The 16,908-nt window shown below is 61.3% G+C and carries 12 protein-coding genes; 7 read left to right on the top strand and 5 right to left on the bottom strand.

Annotated elements, in window-relative coordinates:
- Positions 1–38: 38 nt before the first annotated feature.
- Positions 39–275, top strand: coding sequence for an FmdB family zinc ribbon protein (locus tag ACTM82_RS05790; RefSeq protein ID WP_154518065.1), 237 nt, complete (start codon positions 39–41; stop codon positions 273–275).
- 390 nt (positions 276–665) lie between these two features.
- On the opposite strand, the gene ACTM82_RS05785 is transcribed toward ACTM82_RS05790, so the two are convergent.
- The 5 genes from ACTM82_RS05785 to gltX all read right to left on the bottom strand — a co-directional run bounded on the left by ACTM82_RS05785 (position 666) and on the right by gltX (position 7,918).
- On the bottom strand, positions 666–2,066 hold the full coding sequence (locus ACTM82_RS05785; protein ID WP_441054985.1) for an RsmB/NOP family class I SAM-dependent RNA methyltransferase: 1,401 nt from the start codon (positions 2,064–2,066) through the stop codon (positions 666–668).
- Complete coding sequence (fmt, locus tag ACTM82_RS05780) at positions 2,063–2,983, bottom strand: methionyl-tRNA formyltransferase (protein ID WP_441054987.1); 921 nt, start codon at positions 2,981–2,983, stop codon at positions 2,063–2,065. The genes ACTM82_RS05785 and fmt overlap by 4 nt, the downstream gene beginning before the upstream one ends.
- Before the next feature lie 362 nt (positions 2,984–3,345).
- Complete coding sequence (gene def, locus ACTM82_RS05775) at positions 3,346–3,882, bottom strand: peptide deformylase (RefSeq protein ID WP_441054988.1); 537 nt, start codon at positions 3,880–3,882, stop codon at positions 3,346–3,348.
- An 18-nt stretch (positions 3,883–3,900) separates the two neighbouring features.
- Positions 3,901–6,372 (bottom strand): replication restart helicase PriA, encoded by a 2,472-nt coding sequence (gene priA / locus ACTM82_RS05770; protein WP_441088521.1) that lies wholly within the window; start codon positions 6,370–6,372, stop codon positions 3,901–3,903.
- A 70-nt stretch (positions 6,373–6,442) separates the two neighbouring features.
- On the bottom strand, positions 6,443–7,918 hold the full coding sequence (gltX, locus tag ACTM82_RS05765; RefSeq protein ID WP_441054992.1) for a glutamate--tRNA ligase: 1,476 nt from the start codon (positions 7,916–7,918) through the stop codon (positions 6,443–6,445).
- 338 nt (positions 7,919–8,256) lie between these two features.
- Here gltX and metK point away from each other — a divergent pair, with 338 nt between their 5' ends.
- From metK to ACTM82_RS05735, 6 genes are all read left to right on the top strand, one after another.
- On the top strand, positions 8,257–9,537 hold the full coding sequence (metK, locus tag ACTM82_RS05760) for a methionine adenosyltransferase (RefSeq protein ID WP_441054993.1): 1,281 nt from the start codon (positions 8,257–8,259) through the stop codon (positions 9,535–9,537).
- Between the two features lie 310 nt (positions 9,538–9,847).
- Complete coding sequence (gene sdaAA, locus ACTM82_RS05755) at positions 9,848–11,455, top strand: L-serine ammonia-lyase, iron-sulfur-dependent, subunit alpha (protein WP_441054995.1); 1,608 nt, start codon at positions 9,848–9,850, stop codon at positions 11,453–11,455.
- Positions 11,456–11,871: 416 nt separating this feature from the next.
- Complete coding sequence (locus tag ACTM82_RS05750; protein ID WP_441054997.1) at positions 11,872–13,329, top strand: L,D-transpeptidase; 1,458 nt, start codon at positions 11,872–11,874, stop codon at positions 13,327–13,329.
- 129 nt (positions 13,330–13,458) lie between these two features.
- Positions 13,459–14,904, top strand: a complete 1,446-nt coding sequence (locus tag ACTM82_RS05745; RefSeq protein ID WP_441054999.1) for an efflux RND transporter periplasmic adaptor subunit — start codon at positions 13,459–13,461, stop codon at positions 14,902–14,904.
- On the top strand, positions 14,904–15,677 hold the full coding sequence (locus tag ACTM82_RS05740) for an ABC transporter ATP-binding protein (protein WP_441055001.1): 774 nt from the start codon (positions 14,904–14,906) through the stop codon (positions 15,675–15,677). Before ACTM82_RS05745 ends, ACTM82_RS05740 begins: the two co-directional genes overlap by 1 nt.
- Entirely contained in the window at positions 15,674–16,888 is a 1,215-nt protein-coding gene (locus tag ACTM82_RS05735; RefSeq protein ID WP_441055003.1) for an ABC transporter permease, read from the top strand. The genes ACTM82_RS05740 and ACTM82_RS05735 overlap by 4 nt, the downstream gene beginning before the upstream one ends.
- Positions 16,889–16,908: the final 20 nt, after the last annotated feature.

Genomic DNA, 16,908 nt, shown 5'->3' with positions numbered 1-16,908 from the left:
AGAGCGATCTGCCCGCTTTGTGCTGAAAAGGAAGTATTATGGCGCGCTACGAATATAAGTGCACGAGCTGCGGCAACGTTTTTGAGGTTGAGCACCCCATGTCCGAGACTCCCGAGGTTGTATGCCCCAGCTGCGGCGCCCCGGCATCCAAGACGTTCTCGGCCAGCGGCATTAAGTTCGACGGCAGCGGTTTCTACAACACCGACCAGCGCAGTGGCGGGTCCAGCACCAGCGCCACAAGCGGTTGCTGCGCCGACTGCCCACATAACCACTAGCGACAAGCGACCCCGCGTTCAAGCCCGATCGCGGGGTCGAATTTTTCAGGAATGTCCCACGCCCCGGCGACTGGTCTGGGGTTGCGCCACGAAAACGGCCTATCTACTACGTTTGACCCGTATGGTCCGAGCACACCTGCGTTTTTACAAAATCGACGAGCCGTCTACCTGCGGTTTTGATTTCGCTAAATTTGGCATGGTTGAGGGTAATGGGTTTAATGTAGTAGATAGGCCCATTTCGTGGCGGGCAGGTCATCTTGAAACGTAGGGTAGCTAATTTGGGACGGGGCTTTTTTAGCTGCCCCAGCTGATAACGCAAATGTTTGGCCGACTGGCGGCCAGGGCAGCTAAAAAAGCCCCGTCCCAAATTAGCTACCCTTGGAATCCGTTTTACTTGCGGACCAGTCTGGCGCAGAAGTGGCCGTCGTAGGAGTCCGCATTAACGGGCACACTTTGGAAGAGGCCTCGAGCGTTTTGGCGCAGGGTGACGAGGCTCTTGGCATGATCGTACTCGGGGAGCTGCAGAATCTGGGCTTCGGAGAGCGGCGCCACGGTAAAGCCGGCGCCCTCGGGAGAGGCTAGGAAGGCATCAACGACCTGCGTGTTCTCCTCATCGAAGACCGAGCAGGTGGCATAGATAAGCTCAGCGCCGGCAGCCACGCGCGCGGCTGCTTCCTTGAGCATCGACAGCTGCAGGCGGGGCAACTCAGTCGTAACGTCGTTCTCGGTCAGACGCCAGGGAATCTCGGGATGACGGCGCATGGTGCCGGTGCCCGAGCACGGAGCATCGATAAACACCGTGTCGAACAGGACAGGCTCGCCAAGCATCGCGTCAAAGGACGCGAGCACCTCATTGAGCTCGCAGGCATCGCCCGACACCGTACGAACACCCGTAATACCCGCCTTATGCAGACGCGCGAGATTCTGGTCGCACTTGCGGTCGTGCAAATCGAGTGCGGTGTGCTGACGGTCGTAACCGGCACGTTTGGCCTGGCACATCATCACATAGGTCTTGGTGCCACGACCGGCGCCAATCTCTAGACAACGCCCGGGACGGGTCGCCGCAGTAGCGATGAGCTGGGCGTTAAGGTCCGAGGCCACGGCAGCTGCGCGCTCAAACACACCCGACGCAACCGTGGCCTGCGCGTCGACCGGCGCATGGCAACCCGGGAACACGGGTGCCACAAGCTGCGAAATGTACGGATCGGGTTTTGTTGCAAAGGCATTCTCGTGCAAAGCCAGCGGCGCGGGCGCCAGATTGCCGGCAAAGCCGAGCGCGCCCTCGGGTGTATCGAACGACGCCATAATGCGAGCGCACAGCCAGCGCGGCATGCCCATCAGGCGAGATAGGCGAACCAAACGACGCTCGGACTCATCGGCATCCGCCGCAGTGGCAAAGTCCTCGACGTTGTCCGCAACCTTATGCAGCACGGCGTTCGCCAGGCCGGCGGCAGACTTAGCACCGCTGCGCACGAGCTCAACGCCCTGACTCACCGCAACGCGACCCGGGGTATGCAGGTAGAGCATCTCGAAGGCCGAGATACGAAGTGCCATGCGCACACGAGGCGCGACCTTTTTGGGCTTATCGAGAAACTGGTCGAGCAGCTCATCCAAAATGCCCTGGGTGGCTGCAACGCCCAGTGCCAAACGAGCGGCTAAAGCAGAATCGCGCTGGTCAATGGCCTTGGCCGAGGCGCGGGACGAGAGCACGTCACGCGCGTACATGCCGCGGCGATCGGCCTCCATCAAAACATCAAGCGCGAGCTTGCGCGCGGGGGAAAGCTTACTCATGACAAAACACCCCACGAAAGATCCGCACCCTGCAGGCCAGCAGCCCAGGCAGAAGCAGCCATAGCACGCTTACCATCGGGCTTAACCTCAAGCAGTTCGACCGCGCCATCGGACAGGCCCAGGTAAACGCGCTTGGCCTGAACGGCGACGAGCCCCTCGCCAAGCGATACATCTGCCGGCGCGGCATCGAGCACGCGCACGGTCTTGCCGGCAATCACACAGCGAGCGGGAGCGGTGTCGGAAGAGGCAAGCACATGACGCACGCAATCAAGCGCCCCCATCTGCGGATCCAGACGCATCTCCTGCTTGGAAATCTTGGCAGCATGCGTGACAAGGAACTCATCCTGCTCAGTCCAAACAGCCGAGCCATCGGCAAGCGAGGGAAGCGTATCGGCAAGCAACTTACCGCCCAGCTCACCAAGCTCCATGGTCAATGCCTCGGCATGTTTACCGGCAACCGAGGTCGACACCTGCGCGCAATAAGCGCCCGTATCCACGCCATGCCCAATGCGCATAATGGAAACGCCAGCAACCTCGTCACCAGCAAGAATGGCACGCTGAATGGGAGCAGCGCCACGCCAACGGGGCAGCAGCGAAGCATGAACATTCACAATACCGAGCGGCGCCATATGCAGCACCTCATCGGGCAAAATGCAGCCATAGGCAGCCACACAGAAAATATCGGCATCAGCAGCCTTAAGCCGATCAATAACATCCGGCGTCATACGATTTGTCTCAACAACGGGCAGACCAAGCTCAAGCGCCTTGGCCTTAACAGGAGACGGCTCCAGCTTTTTACCACGCCCGCGAACAGCATCGGGACGCGTAATTACCAGCGTAATCTCATTCCCAGCCTCAACAAGCGAAGAAAGCGACGGCACCGCGAAATCGGGCGTACCCATAAACACAATACGCATAAAGAACGTCTCCCCTCAAACAAAACCGAGACGGCTCCAAATAACAGCGGAAAGCCAAGTCGCCAGCCCATCCGCAATAACAATTCAACAAGAACAAATATACCCAAAACCAAAGAAAGAGCCGCAATAAAAGCAGCTCTTCCAACAAAGCAATTATCAGCGAAGACGCCCCTCCCTGGCCCAATGGCACCCGGGCGAAAAGGAGCACGAAAACGCAGTCCCCTTCCGCCGCAGGGCTTAGGTTGTTGCTCCACGCGCAGTTCCGCACGAGCCGAAGAGCACTTAATGTGCTCTTCGTGCGAGCAGGACTGTTTGAGCATGGAGCAAAACCTAAGCCCTGCGGCGGAAGGGGACGGTGGGACCTACTCCGTCTCGCCCGGTCGAGCGCCGCGGGCCAGGGCGTCCTGGTACTCCTTGACGGCCTTGATGCGCTGCATCGGCTTGAGTCGCTCGAACATGGTGTTGCCGTGCAGGTGATCGATCTCGTGCTGCAGGCACACGCAGAACAGGTCGCCCGAGGCCTCATAGCGAATAAGGTTGGCGTCCAAATCGTATGCCTCGACAACGACATGGTCGGGACGCTCGATCTCGCAGCTAATGCCAGGGATGGAAAGGCAGCCCTCGCTAAACGGCACCAGATGGTCACTCTGCTCAACAATGACAGGGTTGATGAGCACGTAGGGATCGTAGTCGTTCTTGTCGGTGTAGTCGCAGTCGATGGTGACGAGCTGGATGAGCTCGCCGATCTGCGGGGCGGCCAGGCCGCAACCGCCGTTGTCGAACATCATCTTCTTCATCTTCTCGGCAAGCGCCTCGATCGCCGGGGTGACCTCCTCGATGACGGCGCACTCCTGGCGCAAACGAGGGTCGGGCGAAAGTACGATTCCGTTGGCTTCCATGGCCATCCTTTCGGGTTGTTACATCAAATCATAAGCGTCGACGTCAACGCTCACGCTCACGCCGCGCACGGAGCCCACCTCTTTGAGGCAGGCGTCGATATCATCAGAGACATGGTACCCTACCGGCGACTTGACAAGCAGATGGAAGCGATAACGGTCTTTGGCTCTCTCGATTACACACGAAGCCGGGCCCAGCACCTGCGGCACGACACTTCCGGCCCGCAAAAAGTCAGGCGCGGCGGCATGCCAGCGGCGCTTGAGAAGCTTTGCGATGTGCCCAATGTAGTCCTGCGCGTCATCCGCGTTCGTCGACCATACCAAGATGTTGGCCAGGCGCACGAACGGCGGATACAGGGCGTCTCGGCGCTGGTCCAAGTCGTAGTCGGTAAAGATCGAACGATCGTGCTCTGCGACGGCGCGAATGACCGGGTCCTCGGGCAGATACGTCTGGATGATAACCTCGCCGGGACGATCGCCGCGACCGGCGCGGCCGGCGACCTGTTCCAGCAAATCGTAGGCGCGCTCCCCCGCCCTAAAATCGGGCAGCTTTAACGCAAAGTCGGCATTGACCACGCCCACGAGCGTGACCTCGGGAAAATCGAGGCCCTTGGCAATCATCTGGGTACCCAGCAGCACCGCGCAATCGGCGGCATCGAACTGCTCGAGTAGTTTTTTGTGCGCATCCTTGCCGCGTGTGGAATCGGCGTCCATGCGAATGATGGCGACATCCTCGGGCAGTATCTGGTGTAGGGCGTCCTCGATCTGCTGCGTACCCAGCCCCATTTTTGCCAGGTAGCGGCTGCCGCACTTGGGACAACGACTCGTGGGCGCCGGATAGGGCTGCACGCGCCAAGACGATCCGCAGGTGTGGCACTGCAGCGTGTGCGTGCGCTCGTGGTACGTGAGCGCGGTAGAACAGTGGTTGCAGGTGGGGACGCAGCCGCACTCACGGCACATCAAAAACGGCGCAAAACCGCGGCGGTTGTGCAGCAGTACGGCCTTCTCGCGGCGCTCGACCACACGCTCCAGGCCTTCCATCAGCGGTTTAGAGAACATGGAGCGGCTACCGTGCGCGAACTCGCGGCGCAGATCGGCAATGCGGACCGTGGGCAGCACGGCGTGTCCCGGGCGCTCGGGCATCTCGACACGCGTCCAGGTGGCACCGTTGTACATACCGCGGCGACAGCGGTCGAGAGCCTCGGCCGAGGGCGTGGCGGAGCCCAACACGAGCGGGCACCGATAGCGGCGCGCCATCTCGGCAGCCACCTCGCGCGCATGGTAGCGCGGGCTGGAGCCCTGCTTGTAGCTGGTCTCGTGCTCCTCGTCGATGATGATGAGACCAAGATCGCTGAGCGGGCAAAAGAGCGCCGAGCGGGCGCCCACGACCACGCGCGCGGCACCGCTGGCAACCATATCCCACTGGTCCAGACGCTCGCCGGCCGAAAGACGCGAGTGGAAGACCGCGACCGTCTCGCCAAAGCGCGAGCGAAAGCGGCCGACGGTCTGGGCCGTCAGCGAAATCTCGGGCACGAGCACGCAGGCCGAACGGCCGGCCGCCAGCACGCGCTCAATCGCCGAGAGGTAAACCTCGGTTTTACCGGAACCGGTGACGCCATCGACAAGGACCACGTCGCCATGGGCATCAAGGCGGGCGCGTTCAATCTGCGCGAGCGCCTGCTGCTGGCCGTTGGTGAGAGAGACCGGCGCCTTGCCGCTTGCCGAGGACAACGTGGTCTGCTCGCTGCACCCACGCCAGGCGCGGCGCTCCTCCACCACCACGACGCCGCGTTTTTCGAGCGCTTTAATGGTTGCCGACATGCTGTTGTAGAGCAGGTTGAGGTCGCGCGTCGTGACCGGGCCGCATTGGAGCGCGTCGATGAGCTGACGCTGACGGACCGCTGTCTTAGGCGGCGTGTAGTCGAAACCCTCGGGCGTGAGCATGACCCAACGGTTTTGGATGGGTTTTACGGCGGGGCGCTCAACGGTCCACACGCCGTCATCGCCCTTCACGACACGCGGGCTGCCGCCCGGAGGCAAGAACAGACGCAGGCACTCGGAAAGCGTCGCGACGTACTCGTGGCTCATCCAGCGCGCAATGCGTGCAGCCTCGGCGGTAAAGAGCGGCTTGCTGAGGATGGCCTCGATGGGCTTGATGCGCAAGGGGTCGAGGGTGTCGTTGCCTTGCAGGTCGCCCAGCTCGGGCGCGATATCGACAATATAGCCCGCGGCCGCACGGTTGCCAAAGTGGACCAGGACCGTGGATCCGATCTGGGCATCGTTGGCAAGGGACTGCGGGATGCCGTAGTCGAAGGGCTCGGAGAGCGCACGAGTCGGGATGTCGAGGACCACGCTCGCGTAGGCGGTGACGGGTTCGGGTGCGGGCTCGGGCTGCGCCGGGGCGGCGGCAGGGACCGCGGACTTCGGAGCTTCATCCGGTTCCGGCGAACCAAACAGCGACAGTTGCTCGGCCATGGTCTCTGTACCTCCCATCCCATACGTCTTTAGAAACAAGAGCCCCGCTCGGGTGAACGGGGCTCGGATACATGCGTTTACGCAGCTGCTACAGCGCCATCGTGCGGGCGCGGTCGATACGCGCCAGGCAGTCGTCGCGGCCGACGAGCGCCATGGTCTCGCCCAGCGGGGGGCTCACCATGTTACCGCAGACGGCGACGCGCACAGCCTGGAACACCACGCGCTTCTTGAGGTCCATCTGCTCGGGCAGCGGCTCAAGCGCGACGTCGATGTTGGCAGCCGTCCACTCATCCACGCCCTCGAGCGCGGCCTTGGCGGCATCCAGAATGGCGCCCATGCCTTCCTTGGCCAGACCCTTGTTGACAGACTTCTCGTCATACTCGAGCGTCTCGGCCGTGGCAAAGATGGGAGCGGCGACGGTCACGGCGTCGGCCGGCATCTTGGTGCGCGGCTTGACGATGGCGGCAAGCGCGTCGATCCAGTCCTCGCCGTACTCGATGTTACCCTCGATCATACCGGCCTCGTGCAGCTCGGGGACCATGATCTCGTCGGCAAACTGGGCGTCGGACATGTTGTTGATGTACTCGGCATTGACCCAGTCGAGCTTTTTGGGGTCGAAGGTCGCCGGGTTCTTGGAAATGCGGTCGAGCGAGAACTTACGGGCCAGGACATCGCGCGGGATGATCGTGGTCTCGCCGTCGAGCGACCAGCCGAGCAGCGCCAGGTAGTTAACGAACGCGTCGGACAGGTAGCCGGCGTCGCGGTACTCCTCCACCGAGGTGGCGCCGTGGCGTTTAGAGAGCTTCTTGCCGTCGGCACCCAAGATCATGGAGATGTGGGCGAACGTGGGAACGGGCGCGCCGAGGGCCTCGTAAACCATGACCTGGCGCGGGGTGTTGGACAGATGGTCATCGCCGCGGATGACATGGGTGATCTTCATCATGGCGTCGTCGACGACAGTCGCGAAGTTATACGTGGGCGTGCCATCGGAGCGGAAGATGACAAAGTCGTCGAGCTCCTTGGCGTCGAAGGTCACCTCGCCGTGGACGGCGTCGTGAATGACGACATCGCCGCGGTCCTCGGGCACCTTGATGCGAAGGACGTAGGGCTCGCCGGCCTCGATGCGGCGGCGTGCCTCCTCGGGATCGAGATCGCGACAGCGGCGCTGATAGCCCTGGAAGGGGTCTTTACGCTCCTGGGCGGCCTTACGGTCGGCCTCGAGCTGCTCCTTGGTGCAGAAGCAGGGATAGGCCTTGCCCTCGTCCCAAAGCTTCTGGGCGGCCTGCTTGTACAGGTCCAGGCGCTCGGTCTGGGCATAGGGGCCAAAGTCGCCGCCAACCTCGGGGCCCTCGTCCCAGTCCAGGCCCAGCCAACGCATAGCGCGCAGAATGATCTGCGTGTTCTCGTCGGTAGAGCGGGTGGGATCGGTGTCGTCGATGCGCAGGATGAACGTGCCACCGTTTGCGCGGGCAAAAGCCCAGTTATAGATAGCGGTGCGGGCGCCGCCGATGTGCAGCTTGCCCGTCGGTGAGGGTGCAAAGCGGACGCGAACGTCTGATGCCATGGAAATCTCCTCGATTGCAGGATGGATGTCTAACCGCACCAGTATAAAGCAACAATGCCCACCTCCGCACAAAGGGCACCGACCCAGTCATCGAAGCCGGGTAGCTAATATGGTAGCTAATTTGGGACGGGGCTTTTTTAGCTACCCCGGCTGATTGTCTGCTGGTTTAGCCGATAGCCTGCCGGGGTAGCTAAAAAAGCCCCGTCCCAAATTAGCTACCTAATGAGTAGGTGCGGAAAGGGTGTGAATGTTGGATTTACGCGCTATGATGTGCCCCTGCATAGAGAGCCCAGCGGAATGGTAACGGTCGCTGGGACACGTTATTCGAAAGGACAATCATGTCAGAAGAGCTTCGTTCCATCCCGCCCCAGCAGGGGTCTTTTGTGTTTACGTCGGAGTCGGTGACCGAAGGCCATCCCGATAAGATCGCCGACCAGATCAGCGATGCCGTCCTCGACGCAATCCTCGCCAAAGAAATAGAGCTGCAGGAGCAGGGCTATATTGCGCCCAACGGCGTGCCCGCCAACGTTGAAAACGTCCGCTGCGCCTGCGAGACCCTCGTGACCACCGGCACCGTCATCGTCGCCGGAGAGATTCGCACCCAGGCATACGTCGACGTGCAGGAAATCGCCCGTGGCGTCATCCGCCGCATCGGCTACAACCGCGCCAAGTTTGGCTTTGACTGCGATACCTGCGGCGTCATGAGCCTCATCCACGAGCAGTCCCCCGATATCGCCCAGGGCGTCGACGAGTCATTTGAGACCCAGACCGGCGCCACCACCGACCCGATCGACCTGATCGGTGCCGGCGACCAGGGCATGATGTTTGGCTACGCCTCCAACGAGACCAAGACCCTCATGCCCATGCCGCACTACCTGGCAAGCCGCCTGGCGGAACGCCTGTCCGCCGTGCGCCACGACGGAACCCTGCCCTATCTGCGCCCCGACGGCAAGACCCAGGTCACCGTGCGCTACGAGGACGGAAAGCCCGTGGAGGTCACAACCATCGTCATCTCCACGCAGCACGCTGCCGAAGTTGAGGACATGGGCAAGATCAAGGCCGACCTCATCGAGCATGTCATCGCACCAGTCATGGATGCCGAGAACATGCCGTGGAATGGCGCCGATATCTATGTGAACCCCACCGGACGCTTTGTCGTGGGCGGCCCCATGGGCGACACGGGCCTGACCGGCCGCAAGATCATCGTCGACACCTACGGCGGCTACGGCCGTCACGGCGGCGGCGCCTTTAGCGGCAAGGACTGCACCAAGGTCGACCGCTCTGCCGCGTACGCCGCTCGCTGGGTCGCCAAGAACGTAGTCGCCGCCAGCCTGGCCGATCGCTGCGAGGTCGAGCTGGCCTACGCCATCGGCGTGTCCAAGCCGCTGTCGATTATGGTCGACACCTTTGGCACCGCGCATGTTGCCGAGGACAAGATCGTCGAGGCCGTGGAGAAGACCTTTGACCTGCGCCCGGGCGCAATCATCCGCGACCTGGACCTGCGTCGCCCCATCTATGAAAAGACGGCAGCCTACGGTCACTTTGGCCGCGAAGACGCCGACTTTACCTGGGAGAAAACGGACCGCATCGACGAACTCAAAGCAGCCTGCGGCCTGTAAGCTAACGAGAAAAGCCACAGCCAAATAAAAACGCACCAAAAAGAGGTACCGGAACAACCGGTACCTCTTTTTTATTAACCGGTGGTGAAGATATTTCGTTATGCAATGCATGACGCATCACCAGCTAATGAATTTTGCGCACGCGCACTTCTACCATGTATCCTTAGTCCCGAGGGGCGGGGCATAAGGTCGATCGCGAGTTCCGCACGAGCCGGAGAGCACTTAATGTGCTCTCCGTGCGAGCAGGACTGTCCGAGCAGGCGACCTTATGCCCCGCCCCTCGGGACGACAGGATAGGAAAGGAGCAGCCATGGCAGGCAAGCCGCAAACACTAGCTACGACCTCGGCATTCGAGATCTTGGGCCCCATCATGGTCGGCCCCAGTTCATCGCACACCGCCGGCGCCCTGCGTTGCGCCCAAGTTGCCGCCAGTCTGCTGGAAGGCCGCATCACCAAGGTCACCTTTGGCCTGTGGAACTCCTTTGCCCACACCTACCGCGGCCATGGCACCGACCGCGCACTCGTCGCGGGCATCTTGGGCCTCGACACCGACGACGAGAACATCAAGCAGGCCTTTGACCTCGCGCGCGAGCAGGGCCTCAGCTATCACTTTGACATTAAGGGCGACGACGCCTCCATCCACCCCAACACCGTCGACATCGACATGGTCGATGACACGGGCGCCACGGCGCAGGTCCGCGGCGAGAGCCTTGGCGGCGGCAAAATGCGCATCAGCCGCATCAACGGCGTCGGCGTCGATATCTCGGGCATGTATTCCACCCTGTTTGTGGCGCACCAAGACGTCCCCGGCGTTCTCGCCGCGCTCACGAACCAGCTCGCCTACGCACACGTAAACATTGCCTTCTGCCGCACCTACCGCACCGAGGTAGGCGGCCAAGCTTATTCCGTATTTGAGACCGACGGCACCCCCGATGACATCGTCGTTCCCATGCTACGCATGCTCGACCATGTCGATTATGCCACCTTCATTGAGCTTCCCGGCTCGGCCTCATCGCTCTCCCCCGGCGTTTCCGCCAAGGAAATCTTCGACGATGGCGAACAGCTCCTCGACGCCTGCGCCGAACTGGGCCTCAACATTGGCGCCGTCATGGCCGTACGCGAAGCCCGCCTGACCGGCGAGCAGCACGCCATCGCCGCCATGCGCCGCGTACTCGAGGTCATGCGCGAGGAGACAACGGCGCCCATCGCCGCACCGCAGCGCTCGCTCGGCGGGCTTATCGGCGGCGAGGCAAAACTCGTCGACGCCACACGCCGCAACGATCTGAGCACAAACCTGATGGGCGCCGTCCAAACCGAAGCCGTAGCCCGCGCCATGGCTGTGCTTGAGCGCTCTGCCACCATGGGCGTCATCGTCGCCGCCCCCACGGCCGGCTCTGCGGGCGTCGTGCCCGGCTGCGTGTTGGCGCTCGCCGACCATCTACAGCTCGATGACGAACAGGTCATGGACGCACTCTACTGCTCTGCCGCGATTGGTCTCAACCTCACCACAAGTGCCTGCGTCGCCGGTGCCGAAGGCGGATGTCAGGCTGAGGTGGGCAGCGCCGCCGCCATGGCCGCTGCCGCGTTAGTCCAGATGCTGGGCGGCACGCCCGAGCAGGCACTCGACGCTAGCTCTATCGCACTGAGCAATCTGCTTGGTCTTGTATGCGATCCCGTGGGCGGCCTTGTCGAAGTGCCATGCCAAAACCGCAACGCGATCGGCGTGGCGGCCGCATTTAGCTCGGCGCAGCTCGCCCTTGCAGGTATCAAAAGCCTTGTGCCCTTCGACCAGATGGCACACGTCATGCTCTCGGTGGGCCACGCGTTGCCGGCCACGCTGCGCGAGACGGCAAAGGGCGGCATCGCGCAGGCTCCGGCCGCGCTTTCGGCTTGCGCTAAATGCGGCGTGTGCGGATAAAGAACAGTCCAAAACAAGAGGTGGGACAAATGTCCAACCTCTTGCCAATGCCACCGTTTCAATACCACAAACAACAGGGTAATCGCTATAATGCAAGCCCAGTAAAAACACGATGAGCCGCAAGGCGAAATTCGAAGGATATGCATACGATGTCGCAAAACGACCGCACCCAACTGATTCCCGATCCTAAACAGCCTTCTAGGCCTACCGACGGCATCCAGTCGCCGCGCCCCATTACGCCAACGCGTAGCACAAAGCATGGTTCGGGAAACACCTCACAGCGCCAGAACCCCCATGCGTATCAGCAGCGTCAGAGCAATAAAGCGACTAAGCACGCGCCTTCACACACGCAAAACCATCACAAGGGCCCCCGTGGGTCAGAGAACCACGCCAACGGAAAAAAATCCGGGGCCAAAATGACCCTTTTCGTTGCTCTGGGCCTCATTGTTGTCGTTTACATTGTTGGCGTTGTCGCATTTTCGCAGGTAGCCTACCCCAACACCACCATTGCCGGCGTCGACGTCTCGTTCTCCAACGCTTCGTCTGCTGCCACTAAGGTCAACTCGGCATGGAAGCACTATAAGCTCACGGTGACAGGCGATGACTTTAACTGGAGCTATCAGCCCGAGTCCGATGAACCCATCGTCGACGGCGAAGCTGCCGCAAAAGAAATCATCAGCCGCAACGAAGCCTTTATATGGCCGGTCCGCCTTGTGGAATCCTTAAGCGGCAAGACCAAAACAATCGCTACCTCCAACGAAGTCGATCTTGAACAAGACGTCGACCTGTCCATGCTCTCTGACACCTTTGACCAAAAGAAGTTTGAGGAGGATCTGGGCGCCGCCATTGACGAGTTTAACGAGGGCCGTTCGGGTACGTTCGAGGCCAATAGCTCCTATGACGAGCAAGCCGGCAAGTTTACCGTCGAGAAGGCGCGCTCCAACGAAAAACTCAACCGCGAGCATGTCATTAAGTATGCCGAGCTCGAGCTTGCCTCGCTGGCCGAGACCGTAGATCTTTCCAAGCTCGGCAACGATGCCTATGAGCCGCTCAATGAAACGCTGACCAATGATCAAATTCAGGCCGCATGCGATGCCGCCAACAACTTCTTGGGCGTCAACGTGACCCTCAAGCTCAACGGCGAGGATGCCGGCAAGGTCGACGGCAGCTCCGTGTTGCAGTGGATCAGCTTTGCCGATCCGGCCAACCCCACACTCGATACGTCGCAGATCGGTAGCTGGGCAGCCGAGCTCGCCAATAGCTTTAATACCGTGGGCACTACCCGCTGGTGGACGCGTGCCGATGGCAAAGAATGTGCCGTCGAGGGCGGTGACTTTGGCTGGTCCGTCGATAGCGACGCACTCGCCAAGCAGGTCGAGGACGCCATTAACAACAAGCAGACCGGCGAAATCGAGATTAAGTACTCCCAGAAGGCCGACACCTATACCGCAAAGGGAGAGCCCGACTGGAAGGCGTATATCGACGTCGACCTGTCCGAGCAGCACGCGCGCTACTATGACGAGAACGGTAATATCGTTTGGGAAGCCAACTTTATCTCGGGCAAACCGGGAGAGGATGCCACCCCCGAGGGCGTTTGGCAGATCAATAGCAATGACGGCGGCAGCACCCTGATCGGAGCCAAGGACCCCGAGACCGGTAAGCCCAAATACGAGAGCCCGGTGAGCTACTGGATGCCTTTCGAGGGCAATATGATCGGCTTCCACGACGCTACATGGCAAAACGACAAGAGCTTCGATAATGCAGAGTCGTACAAGTGGTGCGGCAGCCACGGTTGCATCAACCTGCGCCTGGCCGACGCCAAGGCACTCCACGACTGCATCAGCGTCGGCCTGTGCGTGGTCGTGCACTCGTAGGGAAACACGCCTTCGCACAACGGGGAACTGACGCTCCAATCTAACAGTTCCGAAAGAATCCGCCATATGCGCCCGCTTCTCGCGACGGGCGCATATACTTATCGAAGAACTTTCTATAAAGGATACGCTATGTCGAATGTCCCCACCATCACCCCGAGACCGAATGATACCGAGCGAGCGCCCGAGGGTGCCACCGAAACGCTTCCCCTCATAACAAACGTGCGCGCCACACAGCAAAACGGCAGCACAAGCGATGCAACCGAGATTTCTGACGAAGAGGCCTACGCCAAGCTCAAGGCGAAGCGTGCCGAGCGTCGGCGCAAAAAGCTCATCCGACGCGGCATTGCGGCCGGCGTCGTTGCCGCCACTGTGCTCATCGCCGTAGTCGTAACCTTCGTCATCAACGCACGGCCCGCAGGTACCAACGGGCCGGTGACCGACATGGTCACCGAGGGTACATTTACGACCACCGTCGAGGCTAAAGGCCAGCTCAAGCCTATCTCGGCTTCGGTGGTCTCCCCTTCTGTCGACGGCACGGTGGCATCGATCAACGTATCAGCCGGCCAGTCCGTTAACGAGGGCGATGTGCTCATGACCATTAAAAATGACGAGCTCGATCGCAACGTTGCCGAGGCGCAGCGCGCGGTGGCGGCGGCACAGGAAGACCTCGCCAACGCGCAGAAAGCGGTAGCTGCCGCCCAAGCCGCTCCGGCGACTGACACAGATGCGGCAGGCGCAAGTGGCGCCAGCGGCGGCGCCGACACGAGTGCCGACACGAGTGCCGACACGAGCGCCATCTCGAGCGCCCAACGTAACCTGGCCTCGGCCCAGGCGACCCTGGACCAGGCCAACGCCAAAGCCGCCGAGCGCACCGTGACCGCGCCCAGCTCGGGCAGCATCGTCGAGCTCAACGCCAAGGTCGGCGCCACGGTGACGGGCGGCATGATTATGGGCGAAGGCGATACGACCGGCGGCAAGCAGTGCATGCAGATCGCTGACCTCTCCAAGATGAAGGTCACCGTTCAGGTGGGCGAAAAGGATATCGCCAAGATCGCAGTGGGCCAGAGCGCCAACGTTACCTATCCGGCCTTTCCCGATATCGTGAGCCAGGGAACGGTCACGACAATCGCATCGGTGGCAAACTCCGACTCCACCTACGGTGGCGGCGCTAGCGTGACCTATAACGTCGATATTTTGATCGACGCGCCCGACGCGCGCCTCAAGCCGGGCATGACCGCCGAGGTCTCGGTGGTAACCGAGCAGCTCGACGATGTGGTGATGGTGCCGACCATGGCGCTCATGACCGAGGATGGCGAGCACTATTACGTCAACGTGGCAACCGACGGTGAAGGCAAGGAGATGCGCCGCGTGAAGGTGACCATTGTGACGCAAAACGATAACGACGCCGTGGTCGGCAAGACGCAGGTCAAGCGCGACGACCAGGGCAATGAGATCAACGCAGACGTACCGGTTACCAAGCTGCGCGACGGCGACACCCTCATCGTGGACACCGGCGCAGGCATGACGGCCGACGGCGACGACTCTGGCAGCATGTCTGCCGACGAGGGCTTGTAATGCGTCCCGTCATCAACATCCGCAACGTGCATCGCATTTTTGAGAGCGAAGCCGGCTGCGCCCATATCCTGCATAACGTGAGCCTGGCAGTGAATCCCGGCGAATTCGTGGCCATTACCGGCCCTTCTGGCTCGGGCAAGTCAACGCTCATGAACATCCTGGGCTGCCTGGACAAGCCAACGGCAGGCGATTATTACCTGCAGGGCCTCAACGTGGCGGAGCTCGACGATGACGAGCTCACCGAAGTCCGTGCCCTGAGCATCGGCTTTGTCTTTCAGAGCTTTAACCTGCTGCCGCGCCTATCGGTCATCGAAAACGTCATGCTGCCGCTGTCGTACACCAACGTGCCGCTGGCTCAGCGTGAGATGCGCGCCGTTCATGCGCTGCAAGCCGTCACGCTGCCGGTCGACCACTGGGACCACCGCATCTCCGAGCTCTCAGGCGGACAGATGCAGAGGGTTGCCATCGCGCGCGCCCTCGTCAACGACCCGCCCATCATCCTGGCGGACGAGCCGACGGGAAACCTGGACTCCACAACCGGGGCGCTCGTCATGGAAACCTTCCACAAGCTCCAAGAGAGTGGCAAGACCATCGTGCTCATCACGCATGATCCCGGTATCGCCGCCGAGGCCGACCGTGCCGTAACCATTCGCGACGGCCGAATCCACGACGGCGCGTACATCGCGCACGCACCGCAGACCCTGCACGGCGCCATTGATAACCTGCCCATGATTTCCGCACACGCCAATCCGACGAAAGGAGTGAAGGCATGAGCACGCGCGACCTTATCCAAGAAGCCCTTCACTCCCTCGAGGCCAACAAGGGACGCAGCCTACTCACCATCCTGGGCATTGTTATTGGCATCGCCTCCGTCATTGCCATGACCTCGCTTATCGGCGGTATCCAAAACAGCCTGGTCAACAGCCTGGGCCTCAACGCCGCGCGTATGGTGCAGATTTATTCGTCGCAAGAGCTCACCGAGTCGGACGTTGAGAAGCTTCGCAAGATGGTGCCGCAGATCGAGCAAATCGGTATCGTGGACAGTGCCTATACCGAGTACAAGGCCGGTGACAAAAGCTATAACGTCATGGCGCAGGGCGTCGATAGCGACATGCTCGACGCAGTGGGCGCCAGCAAGCTCGTCGCGGGGCGCACCTATACCCAGGCTGAGTCCCAATCTGGCGCACGCGTGGCGCTCATCAGCCGCGGCGGCGCGGACCAGCTGTGCGGCAACGAACAGGACGCGCTCGGCAAGACCATCAAGGTGTCGAACGGCGAGGTGCAGATTATCGGCGTTATCGACGGCGGCAGCGACTCCATGGGCTCACTCACGCTCTACATGCCGCGCGAGACCATCTCGGGCCTCTTTGGCGACGAGAACCCGTCTTTTCCCAGCGTAACGGCGCTCACCGTCGAGGGTACGGACATGGATGAGCTGTGCAAGACGATTGAATCCAAGGTGCGCAGCATGAAGGACATCGCGGATGACGACGAATATAACAGCGTGTCGGCGACCTCAATGAAAAGCGCCATCGACGCCCTCAACTCCTTTATGGGCGCGTTTTCGCTCATCATGGGCGCCGTTGCCAGCATTTCGCTGCTCGTGGGCGGTATCGGCATCATGAACATGATGCTCACCAATGTGACCGAACGCATCCGCGAGATCGGTATTCGTCGAGCCTTGGGTGCCAGCCGTCGCGATATCACCGCACAGTTTTTGGCCGAGTCTTCGGCGTTGTGCATCACCGGCGGTCTGCTAGGTGTCCTGATTGGCTACCTGCTTGCCTGGGGCCTAGCGATGTTCGCCGCGGGTTCCGGCGTGCTTGGCGAACTCGGTGCCAGCGGTACCATAACGCCGAGTTTTTCGATCGCCACGGTGCTGCTGGCCTTTGCGGTCTCCGTCGGCATCGGCGTAATCTTTGGCTTCTACCCCGCCCGCCGGGCCGCAAAACTCGACCCCGTGGAGTGCCTGCGCTACCAGTAATGCAATCCCCCCCCCTGAGT

Source organism: Collinsella sp. HCP3S3_E5, from assembly GCF_052067635.1.
Taxonomy (GTDB): domain Bacteria; phylum Actinomycetota; class Coriobacteriia; order Coriobacteriales; family Coriobacteriaceae; genus Collinsella.
The sequence above is the reverse complement of the archived record's forward strand: the minus strand, read 5'-3'. Positions and strand labels throughout refer to the sequence as shown.

Coding starts and splice junctions, on each gene's coding strand:
- ACTM82_RS05790 (WP_154518065.1), top strand. CDS start 39: ATGGCGCGCTACGAATATAAGTGCACGAGCTGCGGCAACGTTTTTGAG.
- ACTM82_RS05785 (WP_441054985.1), bottom strand. CDS start 2,066: ATGAGTAAGCTTTCCCCCGCGCGCAAGCTCGCGCTTGATGTTTTGATG.
- fmt (WP_441054987.1), bottom strand. CDS start 2,983: ATGCGTATTGTGTTTATGGGTACGCCCGATTTCGCGGTGCCGTCGCTT.
- def (WP_441054988.1), bottom strand. CDS start 3,882: ATGGAAGCCAACGGAATCGTACTTTCGCCCGACCCTCGTTTGCGCCAG.
- priA (WP_441088521.1), bottom strand. CDS start 6,372: ATGGGAGGTACAGAGACCATGGCCGAGCAACTGTCGCTGTTTGGTTCG.
- gltX (WP_441054992.1), bottom strand. CDS start 7,918: ATGGCATCAGACGTTCGCGTCCGCTTTGCACCCTCACCGACGGGCAAG.
- metK (WP_441054993.1), top strand. CDS start 8,257: ATGTCAGAAGAGCTTCGTTCCATCCCGCCCCAGCAGGGGTCTTTTGTG.
- sdaAA (WP_441054995.1), top strand. CDS start 9,848: ATGGCAGGCAAGCCGCAAACACTAGCTACGACCTCGGCATTCGAGATC.
- ACTM82_RS05750 (WP_441054997.1), top strand. CDS start 11,872: ATGACCCTTTTCGTTGCTCTGGGCCTCATTGTTGTCGTTTACATTGTT.
- ACTM82_RS05745 (WP_441054999.1), top strand. CDS start 13,459: ATGTCGAATGTCCCCACCATCACCCCGAGACCGAATGATACCGAGCGA.
- ACTM82_RS05740 (WP_441055001.1), top strand. CDS start 14,904: ATGCGTCCCGTCATCAACATCCGCAACGTGCATCGCATTTTTGAGAGC.
- ACTM82_RS05735 (WP_441055003.1), top strand. CDS start 15,674: ATGAGCACGCGCGACCTTATCCAAGAAGCCCTTCACTCCCTCGAGGCC.